Annotated in this window: 23 protein-coding genes; 4 read left to right on the top strand and 19 right to left on the bottom strand. The window is 64.7% G+C overall.

Translation table 11 applies throughout. From position 1 onward, the window contains the following. The first annotated feature begins 1 nt into the window (after position 1). Entirely contained in the window at positions 2 to 784 is a 783-nt protein-coding gene (locus VSX77_RS15335) for a tyrosine-protein phosphatase (RefSeq protein WP_338425475.1), read from the top strand. A gap of 84 nt (positions 785 to 868) precedes the next feature. Here VSX77_RS15335 and VSX77_RS15330 read toward each other — a convergent pair whose 3' ends face one another. From VSX77_RS15330 to VSX77_RS15310, 5 genes are all read right to left on the bottom strand, one after another. Next, complete coding sequence (locus VSX77_RS15330) at positions 869 to 2,203, bottom strand: metal-dependent hydrolase family protein (protein ID WP_338425474.1); 1,335 nt, start codon at positions 2,201 to 2,203, stop codon at positions 869 to 871. 53 nt (positions 2,204 to 2,256) lie between these two features. After that, entirely contained in the window at positions 2,257 to 2,901 is a 645-nt protein-coding gene (locus tag VSX77_RS15325) for a phosphatase PAP2 family protein (RefSeq protein WP_338425473.1), read from the bottom strand. Positions 2,902 to 3,032: 131 nt separating this feature from the next. Further along, positions 3,033 to 4,430, bottom strand: a complete 1,398-nt coding sequence (lpdA, locus tag VSX77_RS15320; protein WP_338425472.1) for a dihydrolipoyl dehydrogenase — start codon at positions 4,428 to 4,430, stop codon at positions 3,033 to 3,035. After that, on the bottom strand, positions 4,423 to 4,851 hold the full coding sequence (locus tag VSX77_RS15315) for an endonuclease domain-containing protein (RefSeq protein WP_338425471.1): 429 nt from the start codon (positions 4,849 to 4,851) through the stop codon (positions 4,423 to 4,425). The genes lpdA and VSX77_RS15315 overlap by 8 nt, the downstream gene beginning before the upstream one ends. Positions 4,852 to 4,917: 66 nt before the next feature. Next, positions 4,918 to 6,273, bottom strand: coding sequence for a pyruvate dehydrogenase complex dihydrolipoamide acetyltransferase (locus VSX77_RS15310; protein ID WP_338425470.1), 1,356 nt, complete (start codon positions 6,271 to 6,273; stop codon positions 4,918 to 4,920). A gap of 160 nt (positions 6,274 to 6,433) precedes the next feature. Between VSX77_RS15310 and VSX77_RS15305 the strand changes: the two genes are divergently transcribed. Further along, positions 6,434 to 6,889 carry a universal stress protein gene (locus VSX77_RS15305; RefSeq protein WP_338425469.1) on the top strand — a complete coding sequence of 152 codons (456 nt, stop codon included), beginning with the start codon at positions 6,434 to 6,436 and terminating at the stop codon, positions 6,887 to 6,889. 7 nt (positions 6,890 to 6,896) lie between these two features. Here VSX77_RS15305 and VSX77_RS15300 read toward each other — a convergent pair whose 3' ends face one another. Next, positions 6,897 to 7,289 carry a hypothetical protein gene (locus VSX77_RS15300; protein ID WP_338425468.1) on the bottom strand — a complete coding sequence of 131 codons (393 nt, stop codon included), beginning with the start codon at positions 7,287 to 7,289 and terminating at the stop codon, positions 6,897 to 6,899. Between the two features lie 118 nt (positions 7,290 to 7,407). Between VSX77_RS15300 and VSX77_RS15295 the strand changes: the two genes are divergently transcribed. Continuing rightward, a complete protein-coding gene (locus tag VSX77_RS15295; RefSeq protein ID WP_338425467.1) occupies positions 7,408 to 8,193 on the top strand; it encodes a helix-turn-helix domain-containing protein in 786 nt (261 codons plus the stop codon). A gap of 85 nt (positions 8,194 to 8,278) precedes the next feature. Here VSX77_RS15295 and VSX77_RS15290 read toward each other — a convergent pair whose 3' ends face one another. From VSX77_RS15290 to VSX77_RS15265, 6 genes are all read right to left on the bottom strand, one after another. Further along, a complete protein-coding gene (locus tag VSX77_RS15290; RefSeq protein ID WP_338425466.1) occupies positions 8,279 to 10,606 on the bottom strand; it encodes a ribonuclease R family protein in 2,328 nt (775 codons plus the stop codon). A gap of 27 nt (positions 10,607 to 10,633) precedes the next feature. After that, entirely contained in the window at positions 10,634 to 11,110 is a 477-nt protein-coding gene (locus tag VSX77_RS15285) for a GNAT family N-acetyltransferase (RefSeq protein WP_338425465.1), read from the bottom strand. Positions 11,111 to 11,118: 8 nt separating this feature from the next. Continuing rightward, positions 11,119 to 12,645: a proline--tRNA ligase gene (gene proS, locus VSX77_RS15280; protein WP_338425464.1), complete on the bottom strand. Its 1,527-nt coding sequence runs from the start codon at positions 12,643 to 12,645 to the stop codon at positions 11,119 to 11,121. 40 nt (positions 12,646 to 12,685) lie between these two features. Further along, positions 12,686 to 13,219 carry a polyhydroxyalkanoate synthesis repressor PhaR gene (gene phaR, locus VSX77_RS15275; RefSeq protein WP_338425463.1) on the bottom strand — a complete coding sequence of 178 codons (534 nt, stop codon included), beginning with the start codon at positions 13,217 to 13,219 and terminating at the stop codon, positions 12,686 to 12,688. 116 nt (positions 13,220 to 13,335) lie between these two features. Further along, entirely contained in the window at positions 13,336 to 14,382 is a 1,047-nt protein-coding gene (alr, locus tag VSX77_RS15270; RefSeq protein WP_338425462.1) for an alanine racemase, read from the bottom strand. Positions 14,383 to 14,427: 45 nt separating this feature from the next. Continuing rightward, a complete protein-coding gene (locus VSX77_RS15265; RefSeq protein WP_338425461.1) occupies positions 14,428 to 16,050 on the bottom strand; it encodes an MFS transporter in 1,623 nt (540 codons plus the stop codon). A gap of 180 nt (positions 16,051 to 16,230) precedes the next feature. Here VSX77_RS15265 and VSX77_RS15260 point away from each other — a divergent pair, with 180 nt between their 5' ends. Further along, complete coding sequence (locus VSX77_RS15260; protein WP_338425460.1) at positions 16,231 to 17,001, top strand: cyclase family protein; 771 nt, start codon at positions 16,231 to 16,233, stop codon at positions 16,999 to 17,001. Positions 17,002 to 17,146: 145 nt separating this feature from the next. On the opposite strand, the gene VSX77_RS15255 is transcribed toward VSX77_RS15260, so the two are convergent. From VSX77_RS15255 to VSX77_RS15225, 7 genes are all read right to left on the bottom strand, one after another. Continuing rightward, the gene (locus VSX77_RS15255) at positions 17,147 to 19,153 is read right to left on the bottom strand and encodes an acetyl/propionyl/methylcrotonyl-CoA carboxylase subunit alpha (RefSeq protein ID WP_338425459.1); all 2,007 of its coding nucleotides are present in this window, start codon (positions 19,151 to 19,153) and stop codon (positions 17,147 to 17,149) included. Positions 19,154 to 19,161: 8 nt separating this feature from the next. Further along, the gene (locus tag VSX77_RS15250; protein ID WP_338425458.1) at positions 19,162 to 20,046 is read right to left on the bottom strand and encodes an alpha/beta hydrolase; all 885 of its coding nucleotides are present in this window, start codon (positions 20,044 to 20,046) and stop codon (positions 19,162 to 19,164) included. Further along, on the bottom strand, positions 20,043 to 21,047 hold the full coding sequence (gene bioB, locus VSX77_RS15245; RefSeq protein WP_338425456.1) for a biotin synthase BioB: 1,005 nt from the start codon (positions 21,045 to 21,047) through the stop codon (positions 20,043 to 20,045). The genes VSX77_RS15250 and bioB overlap by 4 nt, the downstream gene beginning before the upstream one ends. An 86-nt stretch (positions 21,048 to 21,133) precedes the next feature. Beyond that, a complete protein-coding gene (locus VSX77_RS15240; protein ID WP_338425455.1) occupies positions 21,134 to 21,637 on the bottom strand; it encodes a hypothetical protein in 504 nt (167 codons plus the stop codon). Position 21,638: 1 nt separating this feature from the next. Then, on the bottom strand, positions 21,639 to 23,786 hold the full coding sequence (gene scpA, locus VSX77_RS15235) for a methylmalonyl-CoA mutase (protein ID WP_338425454.1): 2,148 nt from the start codon (positions 23,784 to 23,786) through the stop codon (positions 21,639 to 21,641). Positions 23,787 to 23,982: 196 nt separating this feature from the next. Next, on the bottom strand, positions 23,983 to 24,420 hold the full coding sequence (gene mce, locus VSX77_RS15230) for a methylmalonyl-CoA epimerase (protein ID WP_338425453.1): 438 nt from the start codon (positions 24,418 to 24,420) through the stop codon (positions 23,983 to 23,985). A 97-nt stretch (positions 24,421 to 24,517) separates the two neighbouring features. Next, complete coding sequence (locus VSX77_RS15225; RefSeq protein WP_338425452.1) at positions 24,518 to 26,050, bottom strand: acyl-CoA carboxylase subunit beta; 1,533 nt, start codon at positions 26,048 to 26,050, stop codon at positions 24,518 to 24,520. Positions 26,051 to 26,112: the final 62 nt, after the last annotated feature.

The raw sequence follows: 26,112 nt of genomic DNA, 5'->3' as shown, positions 1-26,112 counted from the left end.
CATGCTGGCCGAGCGCGTTCTGCCCTTGTCGGGCGTCCACAATTTCCGCGATTATGGCGGCTATGCCGTCGAGGGCGGCGGGCGCCTTCGCGACGCGATGCTGTGGCGCTCGGCGCATCATGAGGCCGCCACTGATGAGGATCTCGCGGCACTCGACGCGCTCGGGCTCGAAACGGTGATCGACCTGCGCGGCGACGACGAGCGCGAGATGCACCCGTGCCGCCGGTCGGAGAATTTCTCGGCGCGTGTGCTGTTCGCAGGCGGCGTGACCGCGGGGCTTGCGCCGCATCTTCAGGCGGCGGGCGGGACGATCGACGTCGAAACGGCGCGCGCGCGCATGATCGATACCTATGCCGGGATGCCCTATCGCCCCGCGCTCGTCGCGACGCTGCGCCTCTACCTCGCTGCGCTCGCCGAATATGACGCGCCGAGCCTCGTCCATTGCGTCGCGGGCAAGGATCGCACGGGCTTTGCCGTTGCGATCGTCCACCGGCTGCTCGGCGTCCATGAAGACGATCTGATGCACGATTACCTTCTCACCAACACCGCGGGGAAGATCGAGGAACGGATCGCGCAGGGGGCCGCGCATATCCGCTCACGCTATGGCGCCGAAATCCACGACGATGCGATCCGCGCGCTGATGTCGGTCAATCCCGCCTATCTCGACGCCGCGCTCGCCACGGTGCGCCGCGACCATGGCGATGTGGCGAGCTATGCCGAGGCGGTGCTGAACTTCACCCCCGACATGCGCGAAGCGATGGTGGACCGGTTGGTGGTGTACTGAAAGCGCGTCGCCCCCGCGAAGGCGGGGGCCGCTATCGGCACAGCGCAAGGTCGCCAGCGGCCTCCGCCTTCGCGGGGTCGACGGTCACTCCCCCTTCACCAGCACCCCGCCCTTGACCACGGCATCGACGCTTTCCAGCTCGCGCACATTGGCCAGCGGATCGCCGTCGACCGCGACGATGTCGGCATAGCGCCCCACGGCAATCGCACCGACATCCTTCTCGCGCCCCAGCGCTTCGGCCGCATTTTTCGTCGCCGCCTGAATCGCCTGCATCGGCGTCATCCCATATTCGGTCATCACGCGGAACTGCCCGCCGACCTGTCCGTGCGGCATCACCCCGGCGTCGGAGGCGAACACCATCCGCACGCCCGCGCGGTGGGCTTTCCTGAAATTGTCGCGCTGGATCTGCGCAATCTCGCGGTCCTTGCGCAGATTATCCTCGAGCACGCCGTTCTTCGCGCCCTCGGCCTGCGTATATTCGGTGTTGTAAATGTCCATCCCGAACCACACGGGCTGCTTGCGCGCGACCGCCATGCGGATACCCTCGTCATCGACCAGGCTCGCATGTTCGATCGTGTCGATGCCCGCGGCGATCGCGGCGCGAATGCCCGCGGCGCCATGCGCGTGCGCGGCGACGCGCAGCCCCCACTGGTGCGCCTCGTCGGCGATCGCGCGCAGCTCATTCTCGGGCACCTGCAACTGGCCGGGCTCGGTGTTGCGCGAGAACACCCCGCCCGTCGCGCACACCTTGATCACCTCGGCGCCATATTTGCGCTGACGGCGCACCTGATAGCGCAGCTCGTCGGGCGTATCGCCGATCCCCTCTTCCTTGCCGTCCTTGTTTTCCAGGCTGGGCGGCAGAAAAGTGCTGTCGCAATGCCCGCCGGTGGCGCCCAGCGCATAGCCTGCGGGGACGATGCGCGGCCCGGTCGCATAGCCCGCGTCGATCGCCTGCTTCAGCCCGATGTCGTTGCGGTCGCCCGAGCCGACGTTGCGCACGGTCGTGAAACCCGCGTTCAACATGTCGTTTGCATTCTTGACCGCGGTCATGCCCCAGAAGCTGTCGGTAAACTCGAGCCCGCGATAGCCGCCGATGTCGGCGGGACCGTCGAGGTGGACGTGCATGTCGATCAGGCCGGGGAGCAGCGTCTTTTGCCCCAGGTCGATATGCTTGACGTCGCCGCCCCAGCGGACGGTGCGTGCATCGGCGATACTGGTGATACGACCGTCGGCACCGACAAAGATCGCCGGAAACTCGACCGTCTTGCCGCTCAGCACATCGATGTAGCGCGCGGCAGTGATAACGGTCTGTCCCGCCGCCTCCTGTGCGTGCGCAGGCATCGCCGCGGCACCCGACAGCGCCGTGGACGCAAAAATGATTCCCCGCAGAAAACCGCCAAACTTCACTCGCGATTGCATGTTTCACGCCCCCGTCATTGGTGCCCATCAACGGGATGGCAAAACAGACGTTCTTAGGACAGCGAAATCTCGCGCCCGGCGTCATTCTTCGACGAACGGGACATCCACCAGCCGCCCATCAGCGCAAAGGCCGCGCCCAGCATCGTCCCGCCGACGATGTCGCTCGCCCAATGCACCCCCAGCATGATCCGCGAGAAGCCATTGAGGATGATCATCGCCGCGGCAAGCGTCCACGCCGCCGCACGCCACCGGGGCGGCGCGAGCGCCGCGAGCAGCAGATAGACGACCGCCGCGCTCGTCGCGTGGCCGCTGGGGTAGGAAAAGCTCGTCTGATGGTCGAGATGATCGATCAAATCGGGTCGCGCGCGGCCGAAACCAAGCTTGAGCAGGCTGGAGGCAAGGTTCGCGACCAGCGACGCGCCACCCAGCGCGACCGCGCAGCGCGGCCCGCACCAGTGCCAGACGAGGCCGCACAGCAGGATGACGATGATCCAGCGCGGCGTGCCGCCGCCGATGAAGCTTACCCATTGCATGAAGGTTATGAAAGCGGGATCGCTCTCATCGACGCGCAGCGCCAGCGCATGCGAGACTTGCCAGTCAGCGGCCTCGGTCCAGCCCGCCCCGACGGCGAAGCCAAGCAGGATCACAGCGGCGATGAGCGCCGCCGCGATGGCCGGAAACCTTGAGCGTCGAAGCAAGAAAATCCTCCCTGTGGCGCAGCCATGGGGAGGTGGCGGCCCCGCAGGGGCCGACGGAGGGGCCCCTCCACCACTCGCCTCCGGCGAGTGGTCCCCCTCCCCATCGCTTCGCGACAGGGAGGATCGAATGGTCAAATATGCAGCGGCCGACCAAACGCCGCAAGTACGCCTTCGTGCATCGTTTCGCTCAAGGTCGGATGCGGGAAAACGGTGCCGATGAAATCATCCTCGACCAGCTCGGCCGTCTTGCCGATCGTATAGCCCTGGATCAGTTCGGTCACCTCGGCGCCGATCATGTGCGCGCCGAGCAGTTCGCCGGTCCTGGCGTCGAACACCGTCTTGGTGAAACCCTCGGCCTCGCCCAGCGCGATCGCCTTGCCGTTGCCGATGAAGGGGAAGGTTCCGACCTTGACCTCGTAACCCAGTTCCTTCGCCTTCGCCTCGGTCAGCCCGACGCTGGCGATCTGCGGGCGGCAATAGGTGCAGCCGGGGATGTTGCGCACGTCCATGGCATGCGGGTGGTTGCCGGCGATCGCCTCGACCGCGATCACCGATTCGTGCATCGCCTTGTGCGCGAGCCACGGCGGCGCGGTGACGTCGCCGATCGCCCAGATGCCCGGGACGTTGGTGCGGCACATCGCGTCGGTGTCGATATGGCCCTTGGTCGTTTTCACGCCGAGCGCTTCGAGCCCAATATTCTCGGTGTTGGGCACGATGCCGATCGCGACGATCGCGTGGCTGAACTCGGCGCTTTCGACTTTGCCATCCTTGCCCTTGATCTTCGCGGAGACGCCGTTCGCGGTCGCCTTCAGTTCCTCGACGCCCGCGCCGGTATGGATCGTCATGCCTTGTTTTTTCAGCTGTTTTTCGAGGAAGGCCGAAATGTCGGCATCCTCGACCGGAGCAAGCCGGTCGAGCATTTCGACCACGGTGACCTCAGCGCCCATGTCGCTGTAAAAGCTCGCAAATTCGATCCCGATCGCGCCCGATCCGATGACGAGCAGCTTCTTGGGCATTTCGGGCGGGACGAGCGCATGGCGATAGGTCCAGATGCGCTTGCCGTCGGCGGGCGCGAACGGCAGGTCGCGCGCGCGCGCGCCGGTGGCAACGATGATGTTTTTCGCGGTGAGGGTTTCGGTGCCCTTCTCGCCTTTGACCTCGAGCTTGCCCGGCGCGGTTAGCTTGCCATCGCCCATATGGACGGTGATCTTGTGCTTCTTCATCAGATGCGTGACGCCCTGATTGAGCTGCTTCGCGACCCCGCGCGACCGATTCACCATTGCGTCAATGTCGGCGCTGATCTCGGCCGCTTTCAGCCCATAGGCGCCCGCATTCTGCATATAATGATAGATTTCGGCCGAGCGCAGCAGCGCCTTCGTCGGGATGCAGCCCCAGTTGAGGCAGATGCCGCCGAGCAGCTCGCGCTCGACGATCGCGGTTTTCAGCCCCAATTGCGCCGCGCGGATCGCCGCGACATAGCCGCCGGGCCCAGAACCGAGGACGATGAGGTCGTATGGGGTGTCAGCCAAGATTCGCTCCATTTTCAATCCCCTCTCCCTTCAAGGGAGAGGGAGGGGCCCATTGCGCAGCAATGGGAGGGTGAGGGTCCGAGAGCGCGGCCAAGATCGCCGCCAATACTCCGGACATGTTTCCAGTCACTTCATTGTTCCAGATGCGGAGCACGCGATAACCCTTGTCATTGAGGAAAGCGTCCCGACGCACATCGGTTTGCGATTCAGCGTGTTGCGATCCATCCAACTCGACGATCAGACGTCGTTCCTGACAGACAAAATCGGCGATAAACGGGCCGATCGGCTGCTGTTTGCGAAATTTGAACCCATCGAGCCGCCGATCGCGGAGGGCTCCCCACAATTTCTTTTCATGTTCGGTGAGCGTGCGACGCAGCGATTTCGCACGTTCCAGCGTCTGCTTCGAATAGCCTGCCGTCACACCCTCACCCTCCCACGCGCTAGCGCGCGCGGGTCCCTCCCTCTCCCTTGAAGGGAGAGGGGTCGGTCACGCCACCAGCCCCAGCGGGCTTTCCACCAGTTCCTTGAACGTCTTCATCAGCAGCGCACCATCCGCCCCGTCGATCGCGCGGTGGTCGAAGCTGCCGGTCGCTGACATCACGGTCGCGATCGCGAGCGCGTCGTCGACGACATAGGGCCGCTTTTCGCCCGCGCCGATCGCCATGATCATCGCCTGCGGCGGGTTGATCACGGCGGTGAACTGCTTGATCCCCATCATGCCCATGTTCGAGATGCTGGCGGTGCCGCCCTGATATTCCTCGGGCTTCAGCTTGCCTTCCTTCGCGCGGCCCGCGAGTTCGGCCATTTCGGTCGAGATTTTCGACAGCGACTTGGTGCCCGCATCGGTGATGATCGGCGTGATCAGCCCACCCGGAATGCTGACCGCCACCGAAATGTCGGCGCGCTTGTAGGTGCGCATCACGTCGCCGCCAAAGCTGACGTTGCACGACGGCACGCGTTCGAGCGCAACCGCGAGCGCCTTGATCAGCATGTCGTTGACGCTGAGCTTGACGCCGCGGCTTTCGAGGCTGGCGTTGAGTTCGCCGCGCAGCTTGAGCAGCGCGTCGAGGCGGATATCGACGGTCAGATAGATGTGCGGCGCTTCCTGCATCGACTGGCTCAGGCGGCGCGCGATCGTCTTGCGCATACCGCTGAGCTTTTCGTCCTCGTGCGGGATACCGAAATCGGGGATCTGGCCAGCCGGCGCAGGTGCAGGAGCGGGCGTTGCCGCCGTGCCCTCAGCGGCCCCCGCCTGCGCGGGGGTGACGGGAACGGACGCAGCCGCACCTGTCGGCGCGCCCTCAAGGTCGGCCTTGACGATGCGGCCGCCCGGGCCGCTGCCGGTCACGCCTTTAAGGTCGATGCCTTGCTCGGCAGCGAGGCGCTTGGCGAGCGGGCTGGCTTTGATGCGGTCGCCCGACGCGGCGGGAGCGGGAGCAGCCTTTTCCGTTGCCCCCGCGGAGGCGGGGGCCGTTGTGTTGGGCACGCTATTGCCAGCGGCCCCCGCCTTCGCGGGAGCGACGTCCCGAGGCTCAGCCGATTTCGCTTCATCCTTGGCGGCAGCCGGATCAGGCGCCGCCTGCGCCGCGCTCGCATCTTCACCTTCGCCCGCGATCACCGCAATGACCGTGCCGACCTTCACCCCGTCGGTGCCCTCGGCAACGAGAATCTGGCTCACCACGCCCTCATCGACCGCTTCGAATTCCATCGTCGCCTTGTCGGTCTCGATCTCGGCCAGCAGATCGCCCGACTTGACCTCATCGCCCTCCTTCACCAGCCATTTGGCGAGCGTGCCCTCCTCCATCGTCGGCGAAAGCGCGGGCATTTTGAGTTCGATTGGCATGTCTAGGCGTGTCCCTGTCAGTCTTGCAGGCTGCGCCTGCCGCTACGGATTCTTCCTCGCCATAAGCGCTGCGCCGGTCAAGGTCCAGCGAGCCAAACTTGCGTTTCATACGAATGTGACGCACTCTTTGCCCCAAGCAAAGGCATGAGGGGTCGGGGCGATGCGGACATATCTGGTGGTGATCGACGACAGCCCGGAGGCGTCGCTGGCCCTGCGCTTTGCGGCGCGGCGCGCGGCGCGAACGGGCGGCGGCGTGATGGTGCTCGCAATCGTCGCGCCGCAGGATTTCGTCGCGTTCGGCGGCGTGCAGGCGACGATCGAAGCCGAAGCGCGCGAACATGCCGAGGAACTGGTCGCGGCTGCCGCCGACGCAGTGGTGCAGGAAGCGGGCGTGACGCCGCAGATCATGGTGAAATCGGGCAAGCCGGTCGATGTCGTGCGCGAGGTGATCGTGGCAAGCGACAAGATTGCCGCGCTGGTGCTCGCCACCGCGGCCACCGGCGCGCCCGGCCCGCTGGTATCGCATTTCACCGGACAGGATGCGGGCACGCTCCCCTGTCCGGTGATGCTGGTGCCGGGCGGGATCGACCTTGCCCGGCTCGATGCATTGAGCTGACCGGCGGTCAGGCGGCGGCAACCGCTTCCGGTCCGGCGACGGCCTTCCATTCGAGGACCGCGAAACCCAGCACGCCGAGCGCCTGCGCGGCGACGACCGCGATGCCGAGCCCGGTCATTTGCGACGCAAAGGTCGCGAGCACGGTAAAGCTCGCCGCCACCCAGCCAAGATTGCCGAGCGCGATCAGCTTGACCAGCCCGGCGCCCGGCACCGTTTGCCGCGCAGCGACGATCATGAGGAGTGCAGCGGCAAGGCATATCCAGCCGCCGATCGCGACGACCTGTGCGGGCAGGCCCAGCAGCGCACCCACGGGCTCCGCGGCCAGCAGGCCTGCGGCAAAAACCCCGACGCAGGTGACGGCATCGGCGACGAGAATGGTCTTGAGATTGCGGATCGACATAGTGATTCTCCTTTCGACCCGCTCCAACTGAACCCGAAAGCGAATGGCGTCGATTACGCCCAAGGTAATGGAAAAGCCGAAGGCAGGGGTATAGCTGCGCTTACGAAGGAGACAGACGATGACCCCCGCACCCGTCGGCGAACAGCTTCGCGAATGGCGCGTCCGGCGCCGCATGAGCCAAATGGATCTCGCGCTGGGCACCGAGATTTCGACCCGGCATTTGAGCTTTATCGAAACCGGGCGCTCGCGTCCCAGTGCGCTGATGCTGCAACGCATCGCCGATTGCCTCGAGGTGCCGAACCGCGCGCGCAACGCGATGTTGCTCGCGGCAGGCTATGCCCCCGATTATCGCGAGCGCGATCTGGACAGCCCCGAAATGGCGGGGATGAAGGCGATCGTCGACCATGTGCTGAAGGGGCACGAGCCCTATCCTGCGCTCGCGGTCGACCGGCACTGGAACATGATCGCCGCCAACGGCGCCGTCGCGCTGCTGACCCGGCTTGCGGCGCCCGAACTGCTTGCGCCACCGGTCAATGTGCTGCGCGTCGCGCTTCACCCCGAGGGGTTGGCGCGGCATATCGTCAATCTCGGCGAGTGGCGCGCGCACCTGCTCGAACGGCTCGATCAACAGATCGACGCGAGCGCCGATGCGGGGCTGATCGCGCTGCGCGCGGAACTTGCGGCGTATGGCGAGGGGGCCGGCGAGCATAGCGACAGCGCGGCGAACGGCATCGCGGTGCCGCTGGTCCTCTACACGCCGATGGGGCAGATCCGCTTCGTATCGACGGTGACGATCTTCGGCACCCCGGTCGACATCACCCTCTCTGAACTCGCGATCGAGGCCTTTTTCCCGGCGGATGCGGAAAGCGCGGCGCTGTTGCGGAAAATGGCTGGCCGCAAATAGTTCGTCATTGCGAGCGGAGCGAAGCAATCCAGGGACTGCGTAAACCGCTCTGGATTGCTTCGCTCCGCTCGCAATGACGATTAGGTTAGCGACGCTTACCCTTATGCTTGATGTTCGCAGGCCGCCCGCGTTTGCCGACCATATGCTTGCCCGCCTTCCTCACCCCGTCACGCCGCGGCGGACGATTGCGGAAGCCGCCTTCGGGCGCATCGGGCAGCTCGAAGCGCAGCGCGCCGCTCACCGGATTGGCGTCCATCAAACGCAGCTCGAGCCGCTGGCCGACCGAATAGCTCACGCGGCCATACTCGCTGTCGAGCGTCCGCGCCGCTTCATCATAGAAGAAGCGTTCGCTGCCCAAAGTCGATACCGGCACCAGCCCGTCGCCGCCGAGTCCGTCGACGGTCGCGAAAAAGCCGAACGGCTGTACGCCCGTGATGCGCGCGGGCACGATTTCGCCGACCTTGCCCGCCAGATATGCGGCGACATAGCGGTCGACCGTCTCGCGTTCGGCCTCCATCGCGCGGCGCTCGAGCGCGCTGATCGCCTCGCCGATGCGCGACAGACCCTTGGCGTCAGCCTCGCCCAGCCCGGTTCGCGCGGGCAAGCCCTTGGGTTGGCCCGGCACTTCCAGCCGGTATGAATCGACCAGCGCGCGGTGGACGATCAGGTCGGCGTAGCGGCGGATCGGTGACGTGAAATGCGCGTAGGAGCCGAGCGCGAGTCCGAAATGCCCCGAATTGGCGGGGCCATAATAGGCCTGCGTCTGGCTGCGCAAAATCGCCTCCATGATCTCGGGCAGGCGGTCGTCGCCCGAAAAGCCGTCGATCAGGCGGTTGAACACCGCGGGCGTAATCACCTGCCCCAGCGCAAAGCTCTGCTCGAACGTTTCCAGATAATCCTTGAGGCTGACCAGTTTCTCGCGGCTCGGCGGTTCGTGGATGCGGTACATGACGGGCGACTTTTTCGCCTCCAGCGCCTTGGCCGCCGCGACATTCGCCGCGATCATATAATCCTCAATCAGCCGGTGCGCGTCGAGCCGCTCGCGCACGCGGATTTCGGCGATGGCGCCCGCCTCGTCGAGGATCACCTGCCGCTCGGGCAGGTCGAGGTCGAGCGGCGCCCTTGCGGCGCGCGCCTTGGCAAGCAGTTTCCAGCAGGCCCAGAGCTGGCGGAGCGCCGGCAGCACATCATCGTCCCAGCCCGCATCCGCTAAATCGGCATTATAGGCCGCCTGCGCGCGCTCATAGGCGATGTTCGCGCGCAGGCGCACCAGTGCGCGTGTGAAGCGCCATGACGTCACCTTGCCATGCTTGTCGACGGTTAGGTGGCATGCCATCGCGGCGCGATCCTGCCCCGCTTTCAGCGAACAGACGCCCGCCGACAGCGTCTCGGGCAGCATCGGCACGACCTGATCGGGGAAATAGACGCTGTTGCCGCGCCGCCTTGCCTCGCGGTCGAGGGCGCCGTCGGGGCGGACATAATAGCTGACGTCGGCAATCGCGACGATGGCGCGATACCCGCCCTTGTTGCCGGGATCGTCGTCGGGGATCGCCCACACAGCATCGTCATGGTCGCGCGCGTCGGCGGGGTCGATCGCGAGGATCGGCAGATCGCGCAAATCCTCGCGCCCGTCGGGGGTCAGCGGCAGCTTCGCCGCGCGCTCGGCCTCGTCGATCACCTCGTCGCCGAATACATGCGGGATTTCATGCTTAGCAATCGCGATCATGCTGAGCGAGCGCGGCGCGAAGGGATCGCCGATGCGATCGATCACGCGCGCCTTGGTCGCGGGCCCGCGGCCCGACAACTCGGCGCGCACCAGATCGCCGATCGACGCGTCGCCCATGTCCGCAACCGCAAAGTCGAAGCGCGCACGCTTGTCGGCGGGGCGCAGCCAGGTCATCGGCTTTCCGCCCGGACCAGGGTCGGCGACGAGAACGCCAATGATCGTTTCGCCCCCCGCTTGCAATTTCTTCATCGGGTGCGCGACATGCCCATTACCGCGCTCTTCGGTGCGCGCGAGGATGCGGTCGCCGATGCCAAGCGCGCTTCGCCGCCCCTTCTCCATCACGCGCAGCCGCGGCGGCGCCCCGGCGCCCTCCCAGCGATCGGGCACCGCCCAGACGGCATCGCCCTCGACCGCCGCGACGCGCAGCACGGTGACGCGCGGCAGCCCGCCATGTTTGTGAAAGGCGCGCCCGGGCGCCATGTCGACCAGACCCTCGTCGGTCATATCTTTCAGCAGCGCCTTGAGCGCGATCTTGTCCGCACCGTGCAGGCCGAAATGCTTGGCGATCTCGCGCTTGCCAACGGCGCCGGGGCTTTCCTCGATAAAGCGCAATATCTCGTCGCGCGGCGGCAATCCCGCGGGCAAGTGGCGGGTGGCTTTTCGGACGGGCTTTCTGGGTGACGGCATCGACCCGCAATAGGCGCAATCGCCCGATTAGGCGAGGGGGCGGCTAAGGAAAACCGTGCCAGCCACCGGCGTATCGTAATAGGGCGTCGTCGGCTCGAACCCTTCGGCGCGGTACAGCGCCTGCGCCGCATTCATCGACGCCAGCGTATCGAGCCGCATCTCGCGATAACCGAGCGCCTGCGCCTCGGCGAACAGCCGCCGGACCAATAGGCGGCCGAGCCCCCTTCCCCGCCCCGCGGGTGCCACGAACAGGCGCTTCATTTCGCAGATGTCCGCACCCAGCGGGCGGCACGCGACGCACCCCAGCGGCACGCCATCGTCATCGCGCGCGAGCAGCAGCAATCCGCGCGGCGCGGCATAGTGGCCGGGCAATCCGGCCAACTCGGCCTCGAAATCCTGGTAGGCCAGATCGACGTCGAGCGACGCCGCATAGGCGCGGAACAGCGATGCCACGACCGCGACATCGGCCTCGCTTTCGGCGCGGGTAATCACGACGTCCGCCACCACTGGCCTCAATAGGTTCGCCCGATGAGCACGCGCTCGACCGCGGGGTCGCCCGTGAACAGGCAGGCCCCGTCGGCAGGCGCGGCGTCGAGGGGGGTGTTGCGCATGGTGAGCTTCAGCGCCTTCAACTGCTCGACGATCTTGTCGAGCGCCGCGCCGGTCGGGCGCGACCATTGCACCTCGACCCACCCGGCGAATTTCTCGTCACCGCCGAAATGCGCGGCAAGGTCGGTGACGTCGCGGCGGATGTTGGCGTGCAGTCGTTCGCGCGCCTCGGCGTGCAGGCTCGCCTGAATATCCTCGAGCGTCCGTGCCGCATCGGCGACGAAATCGCCCTTGCCGATGAACGCGCTGTTGAGCTTGCCGTCGTCCTTGTACAGCCGGTCGCGGCGGATCACCGCGACATTGCCGCCGGCGACGTCGCGCGGGCCGACCTCGATGATGATCGGCGCGCCCTTTTTGACCCAGCCCCAGCGCTTCGTCTGCGCCTTGTTCGCCCCGGTGTCGAAAAGCACGCGCACGGGTTCGCGAAAAGCGTCGAGCGCCTTCAGCCGCGTTTCCAGATCGCGACAATAATCGAGGATCGCGGCGTCCTCGTCATTGTCGCGCAGCATCGGAATGATGACGATCTGGAACGGCGCAATGCGCGGCGGGCAGCGCAGCCCGTCATCGTCGCCATGCGTCATGATCACGCCGCCGATCATCCGCGTCGACGTGCCCCAGCTCGTCGTGTGACACAGGCTGTGCCCGCCGTCCTTGTCCTGATAGCGGATGCCCGCCGCTTCGGCGAAGCCCGTGCCCAGATAGTGCGAGGTGCCCGCCTGAAGCGCCTTGCCGTCCTGCATCATCGCCTCGATCGAATAGGTCGCGACCGCGCCCGGAAAACGCTCATTTTCGGGCTTCTCGCCCGCGATCACGGGCATCGCGAGGACATCCTCGGCAAAGGCGCGATACATTTCGAGCGCGCGCAGCGTCTCGGCCATCGCGTCGTCCCTGTCGGCGTGTGCGGTATGGCCTTCCTGCCACAGAAATTCGCTCGTGCGCAGAAACATGCGCGTGCGCATTTCCCAGCGCACCACGTTCGCCCACTGGTTGACCTTCAGCGGCAGGTCGCGCCAGCTTTGTACCCAGCGGCTCATCGCCGCGCCGATCACCGTTTCGGACGTCGGGCGGACGATCAGCGGTTCTTCGAGCTTCGCCTCGGGATCGGGAACCAGCTTGCCCTTGCCGTCACCGATCAGCCGGTGGTGCGTAACAACCGCCATCTCCTTGGCGAAACCGTCGACATGGTCGGCTTCCTTCTCAAAGAAGCTCAAGGGAATGAAAAGCGGGAAATAGGCATTCTGCACGCCCGCGGCCTTGATCGCCGCGTCCATCACCGTCTGAATGCGTTCCCAGATGCCATAGCCCCACGGCTTGATGACCATACAGCCGCGTACGCCCGATTCCTCGGCCAGATCGGCTTCGGCGATGACATCCTGATACCAGGCCGCGAAGTCGGCCTGACGGGTTACGCTCAGCGCATGCTTGATCATCTGTCCTGTTTCTGTGCTTTGGGGCGGGAGGGGCCCCGGGTTAGTTCTTTTCGGCGAGTTCGGCCTTCAGCTCGGCAATCTCGGCTTTCAGCGCCGCAATCTCGGCGTCCTTCGCCTTGCCCGCGCCTGGAATGAACGCGCCTGCGGCCTGCTGGAACATTTCCATGTTGCGCCGGGTCAGTTCGGCGAGCGGATTGGCGCCCAGCGCGCCCTCGAATGCCGCGCGAACGTCCTGCTGGTTCTTGCGAAACGCCGCCATCGACGCTTCCAGATATTGCGGGACCATCGACTGCATCTTGTCGCCGTACATGCCGATCAGCTGGCGCAGGAACGGCACCGGCAAGAGCGTTTCGCCGCGCGTTTCGGTGTCCATGATGATCTGCGTCAGCACATTGTGCGTGATGTCTTCGCCGCTCTTGGCATCGACGACGCGGAACTCGCGGCCGTCGCGCACCATCGCGCCTAGGTCGTCGAGCGTGATGTAACAGCTGCGTTCGGTGTCATAGAGCCGCCGGTTGGCGTATTTCTTGATCGTGACGACTTCGTCATCCGCCGCCCGTTTGGACTTCGCCATTATGACCCGCGCTCCTGTGCATCCCGGCTTCTTGGCGACGGCGCCGCGCGGGACAAGCCGTCGCAATAGCATCAAATAATGATGCATCGCAACATGTGCATTGTGCAGCGCGGCGCTCAGCGCCACTCACGCGCGAACCGGTCGCCAAGTCCGGTCAGCAGTTCATATTGCGACAGGCCGCTAGCCGCGGCACGCGCGGTGAGGTCGTAATCGATCGCCAGCCAGTCGCCTTCGCCGATCCCGCCGGCGCCGCTCGCGTCATAGGCGGTGAGGTCCATCGACACCCGTCCGATCAGCGGCAGCTTGGCGCCTTGCCACGTCGCGCCGCCTGTTCCGGAGTGGCAGCGCAGATAGCCGTCGGCATAGCCCAGGTTCGCGATCGCCACGCGCGCGTCGCGCGGCGACGTCCATGCCGCGCCATAGCCGACGCTTTCGCCCGCACGCACGGTGCGGACCTGCAGCACGCGCGCTTCGGGATAAACGACCTGCCGGATATGGCCCTCTGCTTCGCGGCGCGGCGTTCCGCCATAGAGCGCGATGCCGGGGCGCGTCAGGTCAAAGGCATAGTCGGCGCCAAGGCACACGCCCGCGCTGTTCGCCAGGCTATAGCGCCGCGCCGGAATCTGCGCGCGGACCGACCGGAACGCCGCTAGCTGCGCCGCATTCTGGTCGCTGTCCTCGTCAGCCGAGGCGAGATGACTGAGCAGGGTTTCGATCGTCAGCCCGTCGAGCGCGCCGCCCGTCGCCTCTTCGACGCGCAGGCCGAGCCGATTCATCCCCGTATCGACCATCACGTCGCACGGCCGTCCCTCGCCGCCCTCGCGCCAGCGCTGCACCTGTTCGATGCTGTTCAGCACAGGGCGCGCGGGGAGCAGGCGCGCTGCGACCATATCGGCTTCCCCCACGCCATGCAGCACCGACAGCGACACGCCTGCGGGTAGCGGCATCAGCGCGGCCGCCTCGGCCCAGGTCGCGAGGAAAAAATCCCGGCAACCCGCGGCGGCGAGCCGATGCGCGACTGCGCCGGCGCCGAGACCATAACCATCGGCCTTGATCGCCGCGCCGCACGCTGCCGCACCGCTCTGCGCGGCGAGCCAGCGCCAGTTGGCGACGAGCGCATCGGAATCAAGGCGGAGGCGGAGCGGCGGAGCGATGGCGATCATCTCCTCGCCCCTATACGGCTTCGCGCGCCGCGCCAATGGGGTGCATCAGCGCGCGGACGGCGCCCCGTCTTTCGCCCGGTCCCACTGCCCCTCGACGGGATCTTTGAGCATGAACGCGGCAATAAGAAAGGCAGCGAGCACCACCACCCAGGTGTACCATAGCCCGGCATAGGCATCGCCCGTCTTCGCAATGATGAAGCTGGCGATCAGCGGCAGGAAGCCGCCGAAATAACCGGTTCCCAGATGGTAGGGGATCGAAAGCGACGAATAGCGGACATGCGGCGGAAACATCTCCGACAAAAGAGCGGCAACCGGGCCATAGGTAAAGCCCGACAGCGCGCTGAGCCCCAGCAGCGCGAGGAAGATTAGCGCGATCCCGCCTGCCCCCGGCACCTGTTTTGCAAAATCATAGCCCATCGCTTCGAGTGCGGGCTGCAACACCGCCGGATCTTCGCCCGCGACCTCGCGGCCGCCGATCGTTACCCGGACGCTGTCGAAGCGGTCGCCGCTGGCGGCCACGGTATACGGCACCCCAAGCCGGGTAAGTTCGCCCAGCGTTCGTCCGCACACGGTCGCCTGCTTCTGCGCAAAAGGGTCGAAATCGCATTGCGACCCGGTGACGACGACCGGCGCCTTGGCCGCCGCCGCACTGAGCGCGGGATTGCCAACGCTACCCATCAGCCAGAACAGCGGGAACAGAGCGACCAGCGTCACGCCATAACCCCAGACGATCGGCTTCTTGCGCCCGATGCGGTCCGACAGGCGCCCCGCCCAGATGAAAAAGCCCATGCCGACCGCGGCGGCGCAGCCGACGATGATTTCGGCGGCGGTATCGTCGACCTTCATCGGGCCTTTGAGGAACGAGAGGCCGGAGAACATCGCGGTGTACCAGATCACCGTCAGGCCGGCGGCGATGCCGAACAGCGCGATAAAGATGCGCCGGGGATTGCCCGGATAGGTGAAGCTTTCCTTCAGCGGATTTCTGGCCAGTTCGCCTTCCGCCTTCATAGCCTGAAACACCGGGCTTTCGGAAAGCTTCAGTCGCATCCACAGCGAAATACCGAGCAGGATCAGCGACAGGAGGAAAGGCACGCGCCAGCCCCAGCTTTCCCAGATTGCATCGGGCATCAATGCCTTGCATCCAAGAACAACGATCAGGCTCAGCACGAACCCGCCGACGACGCTCGCCTGGATGAAGCTGGTGTAAAAGCCCCGCTTTCCGGGCGGCGAATGCTCGGCGACATAGACCGCCGCGCCGCCATACTCCCCGCCGAGCGCGAGACCCTGCAGGATGCGCAGCAGGATGATAATGATCGGCGCGGCGATACCGATCGTCGCCGCCGACGGAATCATGCCGACCCCGGCGGTCGCTATTCCCATCAGCGTGACGGTGACGAGGAACGTATATTTGCGCCCCAGCCGGTCGCCGAGAAAGCCGAACAGCACCGCGCCGAGCGGACGGAACCCGAAACCGACCGCGAATCCCGCCCAGACGAGCAGCACCTCCAGCGTCGCATTGTCGCTGGGGAAGAAGGCCTTGCCGATGATCGCCGCGAGCGTGCCGTAGATGAAGAAATCATACCATTCGAACACCGTCCCCGCCGACGATGCGGCGATGACCATGCGAATGTCCTTCTGCGTCGGCTGATAGACGGCAGCTTCACTCATGATTTCGACGTCCCCCATAGCCGTTCGTCCTGAGCTTGTCGAAGGACCGTTCTTTATTCGAACTTCGCAAAGACAGGACAGCCCTTCGACAAGCTCAGGGCAAACGGAGTATTCTTGTTGCCGCAGTCATACCCGCTGATCCATCTTGCACAAGCGCCCGCGTGCGCGCAGCATGCTTTCATGACCCGGTTCATCGACCTTTCAATCCCGATCACCAACGACGTCGTATCCGACCCGCCGGTGATGCGCCCGCAGATCACCTATATGACCCACGAAAATACGTGGGAACAGATCGCGATGTTCTTCCCCGGCCTGACGCGCGACGACCTGCCCGACGGCGAAGGCTGGGCGGTCGAGATGCTGTCGCTGAGCACGCACAACGGCACGCATATGGACGCGCCGTGGCATTATCATTCGACGACCGACAGCGGCGCCACCCCCGCACCGTCGATCGACGAAGCCCCGCTCGACCTCTTCTTCCGCCCCGGCGTGAAGCTCGACTTTTCGGATCGTCCGCACGGTCATGTCGTAAGCGGCGCCGAGGTCGAGGCGGAGTTGGCGCGCATCGGGCACGACCTGCAACCGCTCGACATCGTGCTGGTTCAATCGGGCGCGATCTACGGCACCGAAAATTTCACCGACCAGGGCTGCGGCATGGGCGCCGAGGCGACGCTGTATCTGACCGAACGCGGCGTGCAGGTCGTCGGCACCGACGCGTGGAGTTGGGACGCGCCGTTCAGCCACACCGCCCGGCGCTGGGCCGAAACGCGCGATCCGTCGATAATCTGGGAAGGCCACAAGGCGGGACGCATCCGGCCCTATTACCAGATCGAAAAGCTGACCAATCTGGCGGCGACCCCCGCCACGGGCTTCACTTTCAGCTGCTTTCCGGTGAAGATCGAGCGCGCAAGCGCGGGGTGGATCCGCGCGGTGGCGCTGGTGGAGGATTAGGCCGTCGTCGTACGCCCGATCAATTCAGTTGCACCTAGTCGTCATTGCGAGCGAAGCGAAGCAATCTCCAGCTATCGCGCAGCAGATCCGACAGGTGGAGATGGCTTCGTCGCTTTGCTCCTCGCAACGACGAAGTATGGGCGCCTCACTCCATCTCCAATATCACCGCATCGACCGCCAGGCTGTCGCCCTGCGCGGCATTCACCGCTTTCACCGTCCCGGCCTTCTCGGCGCGGAGGATGTTCTCCATCTTCATAGCCTCGACCGTCGCTAGCGGCTGACCCGCTTCGACCTTGTCGCCTTCGCCGACATGCAGCGCGACGAGCAGGCCCGGCATTGGGCAGATGAGGAATTTCGACAGGTCGGGCGGGATCTTCTCGATCATGTGCTGCGTCAGCGGCGCGACGTGCCACGGCAGGACGCGCACATCGTGGATGCGGCCGCGCGTCGTCATGCGCCAGCCGGTGCGCGTCTTGGCGACCTTCACCGCCAGTTCGCTGTCGTCGATCTCGGCCACCACCAGCCGGTCGCCCGGCGTATATTCCAGTGCGATGTCGACCTTGTCGCCATCGACCTTGATGTGCTTGTGGCCCACCTTGACCTTGTGGCTCGCGCCGCCGATCGTCACCTGCCACTTGGCGGGCGGGTCGAGCCGGTCGCCGAGCTGGCCGTCGGTCCGCCGCGCGCGATCCGCCTCGGCCGACGCCATAAAGCCCGCGATCGCCGCCAGCGCCCGCTCCACATCCTCGCCCGCGTCGGCGCCCTGGAAGCCTTCGGGATATTCCTCCGCGATAAAGCCGGTCGTCAGCTCGCCCGAACGGAAGCGCGGATGCTGCATGATCGCCGACACAAAATCGATGTTGTGACCCAGCCCCTCGATCTCGAACCGGTCGAGCGCCGCGACCTGCAAGTCCGCCGCCTCGTCGCGCGTCTTGCCCCACGTCACCAGCTTGGCGATCATCGGGTCGTAGAATATCGATACCTCGCCGCCTTCCTCGACCCCAGCATCGACGCGCACGCCATCGACGCCGCGCTCGTCGCCCTTCCAGGCGGGAACGGGAGTGCGGTAGCGAACGAGCCGCCCCGTCGAGGGCAGAAACCCGCGATACGGATCTTCGGCATAGACGCGGTTCTCGATGGCCCAGCCGTCGATCTTGATGTCATCCTGCGTCATCTCAAGCTTCTCGCCCGCCGCAACACGGATCATCTGCTCGACCAGATCGATGCCGGTGATCGCCTCGGTCACGGGATGCTCGACCTGCAGGCGCGTGTTCATTTCGAGGAAATAGAAGCTCTCGCCCGTCGGGTCGGCGCCCGACACGATCAGTTCGACCGTGCCCGCGCTGTAATAGCCGACCGCCCTCGCCAGCGCGACGCACTGCTCGCCCATCGCCTTGCGCATCTTCTCGGTCACGAACGGTGACGGCGCCTCCTCGACCACCTTCTGATGGCGCCGCTGGATCGAACATTCGCGCTCGTTCAGATACAGGATATTGCCATGCTGGTCGCCGAGGATCTGGATCTCGATGTGGCGCGGATTGAGGATGAACTTCTCGATGAACACGCGATCGTCGCCGAAGCTGTTGAGCCCCTCGCGCTTGACGCTCTCAAAGCCCTCGCGGACGTCCTTTTCGTCATAGGCGAGGCGCATCCCCTTGCCGCCGCCGCCGGCCGACGCTTTCATCATTACCGGATAGCCGATCTCGTTCGAAATCTCGACCGCATGTTCGGTGTCGCGGATCTCGCCGACGAAGCCGGGGACGACGTTGACCCCCGCTTCCTTCGCAAGCTTCTTCGATTCAATCTTGTCGCCCATCGCGGCGATCGCGTTCACCGGCGGGCCGATGAAGGCGATATTTTCCTTGGCCAGCGCCTCGGCGAAGCTGGTGCGCTCCGACAGGAAGCCATAGCCCGGATGCACCGCCTCGGCGCCGGTCGCCTTGCACGCCGCGATGATCTTGTCGGCGATCAGATAGGATTCGGACGCGGGCGACGGCCCGATATGCACCGCCTCGTCAGCCATCTGGACGAAGGGCGCGCGCGCATCAGCGTCCGAATAAACGGCGACGGTCGCGATGCCCATGCGCCGCGCGGTCTTGATGACGCGGCAGGCGATTTCGCCGCGGTTGGCGATAAGGATTTTCTTGAACATGCGATTTCCTATTGCGCTGGAACGGCGAACAATTCGCGGATCGCCGCCAAAGCGGCCCCGTGATAAATGGTCGCGTGGCTGTCATTGGGGCGCGGGCGATAAATCCATTTGAGATCGCCGGGCGCACGGGCTTTCAACTGCGCGACGAAAGGTTCGACGCCCATGCCCTTCTCATTGGCCACGGTCAGCCAGAGCGTCCGCCCGCCCGTTTTTGGCAAAAGGGCTGGCGCCGCGGTGACCAAAGCCTTCTTATCCCACCACAGGCTCGGGCTGATCGCGATATAGGTGTCGAACAAGTCCGGCTGTCGAAGCAGTGTTTCGACGACAAACAGGCCCGCGAGCGATTCGCCGATGATCGCGTCCTCACCGCTCGTGCGGTAATTCACCCGCACCCACGGTTTCAATTCTTCGGCCAGAAAGCGCCGAAATCGTTCGGACTGCCCCGCAGTCGGATAATCGTTTTTCAGCGCCGCGTCGGCCACCGGTGGAAAAGCAAGTTCGTTGCGCCGGTCCACCGATTCGACCCCGACAACGATCATGTCGCGCGTCGTGCCGATGATGGTGCCAAGCTGCGCAAGGCCGCTGATGTGATGGAAGTCCTGCTGAATCCCGCCGTCGAGCAGATAAAGCACAGGATAGCGCGTCTTGCCGTCGCCATAACCCGGCGGCAGCCAGATATTGATCGTCCGCTCCTGACCCATGATTTTCGACGGGATGATATGCGACTGCCCGACGACGATGGGTTTTCCAGCGGGCTGCGCCAGCACCTGCCGCGGGGCCGCGCAAAGCAATATCAGCGAAAGGGCGATCAACACCGCCCGCAGGCGGCGGAACCCGGTCGGGTCGATTTTCGCAATCGGGACCGCGGCCGCCATCGGGTTTGAGCGCGTCATGCGGCGATCTCGCTGGCAGCCGACATCCGCATCGGCTCCTCGCTGTCCATCGCCTGCAACCCGAGCTTCGCGAACAAAGCCGCGTCGGCATTGTCTCCCGCGTTCGCCGTCGTCAGCAACTTGTCGCCCGTAAAAATGCTGTTCGCGCCCGCCATGAAGCAGAGCGCCTGCGTCGCCTCCGACATGCTCTCGCGGCCTGCCGACAGGCGTACCATGCTCAGCGGCATCGTGATGCGCGCAACCGCGATCGTGCGGACAAACTCGATGTCGTCGATCTTCGCCAGCGGGGTGTCGGCCAGCATGTCGCCGAGCACGGTGCCCTTCACCGGCACCAGCGCGTTGATCGGCACGCTGCCCGGATGTTCGGGCAGGGTCGCGAGCGCGTGGATGAAGCCGACGCGGTCGGCGCGCGTCTCGCCCATGCCGACGATCCCGCCCGAGCAGACGTTGATCCCCGCCGCGCGCACTTCCTCCAGCGTGTCCAGACGCTCCTGAAACGTCCGCGTCGTGATGACGTTACCGTAATTTTCGGGCGAAGTGTCGATGTTGTGATTGTAATAATCGAGCCCCGCAACCGCCAGCGTCTGCGCCTGCTCCTTGCTGAGCATCCCCAGCGTCATGCACGTTTCCATGCCCATCGCCCGCACGCCTTCGACCATTTCGACGATCGCGGGCATGTCGCGATCCTTGGGGTTGCGCCACGCGGCGCCCATGCAGAAACGTTTCGATCCCGAATCCTTCGCCTGCGCCGCCGCTTGCAGCACCGCGCGCACGTCCATCAGCTTGGTCGCTTTCAATCCGCTGTCGGCGCTCTTCGATTGCGAGCAATAGCCACAATCCTCGACGCAGCCGCCGGTCTTAATGCTGAGCAAGGTGCACAGCTGGATTTCCCCACGTGCATGATGGCGGCGGTGGACGCTCTGCGCCTCCCACATCAGTTCGTCGAACGGCAGGTCGAACAGTTCGGCGATTTCGTCGCGGGTCCAGTCGTTACGGGTCATCGATATACTTTCGAGGCGGAGAGAGAAGTAGGTGCGGGCTATCCGGCTAGGCTGCCATTCAGCCCGCACATTGAAGGTCGCGCGTTTCAGGCACCAACGCGATAGGTCAAGGCGAGCTGGCGCTCCGGGATCGTCGGGCCGAAATAGTAAGAAACGCTATGCGTCTTGCCATCGACCTTCCATTCCCACCGCATTCCGCCTTCGTACACCACGCGTACGGGCCGCAGGCCCAGCTCCTTGCGAAGGCCTTTTTCAACGGCGTCGGCGATCTTGTCGCGGTCGCTGTCTTCTGCGTTGAGAGCCGCGTCGAAGTCGCACTGCGAAGGCGCGACGCGGGTCACGACGGTGCGGTCCGATCGCCAGCGATCTTCGTCGGCGCGCTCATAATCAAAGTCGCTGTTGGCGACGGCATATTCAAAGCGCTTGGGGTTTGGAAAGATCGAAAGACACAGCTGGTCGAACTCGGCGACCGCCTCCTGAAGTCCAGTCGCGCCGAGGCCCGCGGGTTGTTCAAGGGCCGCATGCGCGGGAGTCGTCGCCAGCGCCAGCGGGCAGATAAGGGCCAAAGCACAGAGAAAATTCTTCTTCATATCAGACCTCCTCCATCACGGGGGGCATGTTATGCCCGAGCAGGCGCAACACGTCGGCCGCGCACTCCACGACGTTGCTGCCGGGGCCATAGATACCCTGCACGCCGGCATCGCGGAGATACTGGTAATCCTGCGGCGGAATCACCCCGCCCGCAATCACCTTTATGTCGCCGCGTCCCGCTTCCTTGAGCTTGTGGATAAGTTCGGGGATAAGTGTCTTGTGCCCCGCCGCCAGGCTCGACGCGCCGACGACATCGACTTCGTTTTGGAGAGCCAGCACCACCGTCTCTTCGGGCGTCTGAAACAGCGGCCCCGACACGACATCAAAGCCCATGTCGCCGAATGCCGACGCGATCACGTTGGCGCCGCGATCGTGCCCGTCCTGCCCCATCTTGGCGACGAGCAGCTTGGGTTTGCGTCCCATGCGCCGTTCGACCGCCTTTACGCCGTCGAGCACCTGTTGCCATCGGTCATCGCCTTCATAGGGCGCGGCATAGACGCCCTTCACCGGGGTCGGCTGTGTCGCGTAACGCTGAAAACTTTCCTCCATCGCCGACGAGATTTCGCCGAGCGTCGCGCGCGCGCGCGCCGCCTCGACCGCCAGCGCGAGCAGGTTGTTCTCGATCGACTGCGGCGCGGCTGCGCCCCGGCGCAGCGCGGTCAACGCCGCCTGGCACGCCACCTCGTCGCGGCTCGCCTTCACGCGATTGATCCGCGCGACCTGCGCCTCGCGCACCTTGGTGTTGTCGACCTCGAGTGTCTCGAGCAGATCCTCGTCCTTCAGGCGATATTTGTTTACCCCGACGATGACATCCTCGCCGCGATCGACGCGTGCCTGCCGGGCGGCGGCGGCTTCCTCGATCATCGCCTTGGGCCAGCCCGCGGCGACGGCCTTTGCCATCCCGCCTTCCTTCTCGACGCGCTCGATAATCTCCCACGCCTTGTCTACCAGTTCCTGCGTCAGCGCCTCGACATAATAGGAACCGCCGAGCGGGTCGACGACCTTGGTCATCCCGGTCTCTTCCTGGATGACGATTTGGGTGTTGCGCGCGATGCGGGCGGAGAAATCCGTCGGCAGCGCGATCGCCTCGTCGAGCGCGTTGGTGTGCAGGCTCTGCGTCCCGCCGAGCATCGCCGCCATCGCCTCGATCGTCGTGCGCATGACATTGTTGTACGGGTCTTGCTCGGTCAGGCTGACGCCCGACGTCTGGCAGTGGGTGCGCAGCATCTTGCTGCGTTCATCCTTGGCGCCCAGGTTGGTCATCACGCGATGCCACAGCACGCGCGCGGCGCGCAGCTTCGCGATCTCCATGAAGAAGTTCATGCCGATCGCAAAGAAGAAGCTGAGGCGCCCCGCGAACTTGTCGATGTCGAGCCCCGAAGCGACGCCGTAGCGCACATATTCGGCGCCGTCGGCGATGGTGAAGGCCAGCTCCTGCACCTGCGTCGCGCCGGCTTCCTGCATATGATAGCCCGAAATCGAAATGCTGTTGAACTTCGGCATCTCGCGTGACGTGTAGCCGAAGATGTCGCTGATGATCCGCATCGAGGGCTCGGGCGGGTAGATATAGGTATTGCGGACCATGAACTCCTTCAGAATGTCGTTCTGAATCGTCCCGTCGAGCAATTTGCGATCGACCCCCTGCTCCTCACCCGCGACGATGAAGAAGGCCAGTATAGGGATAACCGCGCCGTTCATCGTCATGCTGACCGACATCTGGTCGAGCGGGATGCCGTCGAACAGGATTTTCATATCCTCGACGCTGTCGATCGCGACCCCCGCCTTGCCGACGTCGCCGACGACGCGCGGATGGTCGCTGTCATAACCGCGGTGGGTGGCAAGATCGAAAGCGACCGACAGCCCCTTCTGCCCCGCCGCAAGGTTGCGGCGGTAAAAGGCGTTCGACTCCTCGGCAGTCGAGAAACCCGCATATTGCCGGATCGTCCACGGCCGCCCCGCATACATCGACGCGCGCACGCCGCGCGTGAACGGCGCGAAACCGGGCAGGCCGGGATCGGTGGTGACATCCTCAGCCGTGTAGAGCGGCTTGACGGCGATCCCCTCGGGCGTGTGCCAGGTGAGGTCTTTGCCCTTCACTTCCTTCTCGGCGGCGGCCGCCCATTGGTCGAGGGTCGGTTTGTCGGTCATAATTCAGTTCCTAATCCCCTCTCCCCTTGAGGGAGAGGGTTGCGAAAACTTGGCAGCTTGCTGCCTAGTTGAAGCTGGGTGAGGGGTTGCGGTTGCAAGGCAACCGCGCGAGCTTCGCTCGCAACCCCTCATCCAAGTCCGGCTAGTTCGCTGCGCTCACAAGCCTCCCTATCCTTCTCCCTCAGGGGAGAAGGCCTTAATGCCCCTTCGGCGTCTCCATAATCTCTGTCAGCACCCCGCCCATATCCTTGGGATGCAGGAAGAAAATCAAAGTCCCATGCGCCCCGATCCGGGGCTCCCCCAGCACCCGCTTGCCCAGCGCCTCGAACGCCGCCTTGGCGGCGTGGATGTCGGGCACCTCGTAACAGACATGATGCTGCCCCCCCGCCGGGTTCTTCTCCAGAAACCCCGCGATCGAGGCGTTGCCCGGCAAAGGCTCGATCAACTCGATCTGCGTACCATCCATCGCCCCGTCCGCGCCCGGCGTATCGACAAAGCACACCTTCACACCCTGCTCTGGCAGGTCGAACGGCTCATGAATCTTCGTCGCGCCCATCACGTCGCGATAAAAGGCGATGCTGTCGGCGATCGACGGCGTCGCAATGCCGATGTGGTTGAGGCGGCCAAGTTTCATTTCAAACATTCTCCAACTTCGTCACCCCGGACTTGATCCGGGGTCCATGCTACGGCCGTGGCCATGGATCCCGGATCAAGTCCGGGATGACGACAGATCACAGCGGAATATTATCGTGCTTCTTCCACGGGTTCTCCAGCTGCTTGTTCCGCAGCTTGCGCAGCCCCAGCGCAATCCGCTTACGCGTATTATGCGGGTGGATGACCTCATCGATATACCCCCGCGACGCCGCCACAAACGGGTTCGCAAACCGATCCTCATATTCCTTCGTGCGCTGCGCAATCTTTTCGGGGTCACCCATGTCGGCGCGGAAGATGATCTCGACCGCGCCCTTCGCGCCCATCACCGCGATCTCGGCGGTCGGCCAGGCGTAGTTCAGATCGCCGCGCAGATGCTTCGACGCCATCACGTCATAAGCGCCGCCATAGGCCTTGCGCGTGATCACCGTGATCTTGGGCACCGTCGCTTCGGCATAAGCGAAGAGCAGCTTCGCGCCATGCTTGATGATGCCATTATACTCCTGCGCGGTGCCGGGCAGGAAGCCGGGGACGTCGACGAAGGTGATGATCGGGATTTCGAACGCGTCGCAGAAGCGCACGAAGCGCGCCGCCTTTTTCGAGGAATTGATGTCGAGCACCCCCGCAAGCACCATCGGCTGGTTGGCGACGATGCCGATCGTCCGCCCCTCGATGCGCCCGAAACCGCAGATGATGTTGCCTGCGTGCGCTGGCTGCACCTCGAAAAAATCGCCTTCGTCGACCGTCTTGCGGATCAGTTCGTGCATGTCATAGGGCTGGTTGGCGTTCGGCGGGATCAGCGTATCGAGGCTCATCTCGGCGCGGTCGAACGGATCGCTCGTCGGGCGCACCGGCACCCCGGCGCGGTTGTTTTCGGGCAGGTAATCAAAGAAATCGCGCGCCGCGAGCAGCGCCTCGATGTCGTTCTCGAACGCCAGATCGGCGACCGAGCTTTTCGTCGTGTGCGTGATCGCGCCGCCGAGTTCTTCCTGCGTCACCACCTCGTTCGTGACCGTTTTGACAACATCGGGGCCGGTGACGAACATATACGAGCTATCCTTCACCATGAAGATGAAGTCGGTCATCGCGGGGCTGTAAACCGCGCCGCCCGCGCACGGACCCATGATCAGGCTGATCTGCGGCACGACACCCGAGGCCAGCACATTTTTCTGGAACACATCGGCGTAGCCGCCGAGCGACGCGACGCCTTCCTGGATGCGCGCGCCGCCGCTGTCATTGAGGCCGATCACCGGCGCGCCGACGAGCATGGCCTTGTCCATCACCTTGCAGATCTTTTCCGCATGGCGTTTCGACAGCGAGCCGCCGAACACCGTAAAATCTTGGCTGAAAACATAGACCAGGCGGCCATTGATCGTCCCCGATCCCGTGACGACACCGTCACCGGGGATCTTCTGGTCCTGCATCCCGAAATCGACGCAATCATGCTCGACATAGGTATCGAGTTCCTCGAACGACCCTTCGTCGAGCAGCACGTCGAGCCGCTCGCGCGCGGTCAGCTTGCCCTTGCTGTGCTGCGCGTCGATCCGCTTCTGTCCGCCGCCCAGCGCAGCGGCGGCGCGGCGGCGTTCCATTTCGGCGATATTGGCGGACATGCTGCTCTCCGATTGTGTCGAATGCGTCGTCTGCCCCCGCGTGTGCCTCAACGCAAATGTGA

Origin of the sequence: Sphingopyxis sp. TUF1 (assembly GCF_036687315.1) — a bacterium.
Lineage (GTDB): Bacteria > Pseudomonadota > Alphaproteobacteria > Sphingomonadales > Sphingomonadaceae > Sphingopyxis > Sphingopyxis kveilinensis.
This window is presented reverse-complemented; position numbering and strand designations above follow the sequence as displayed.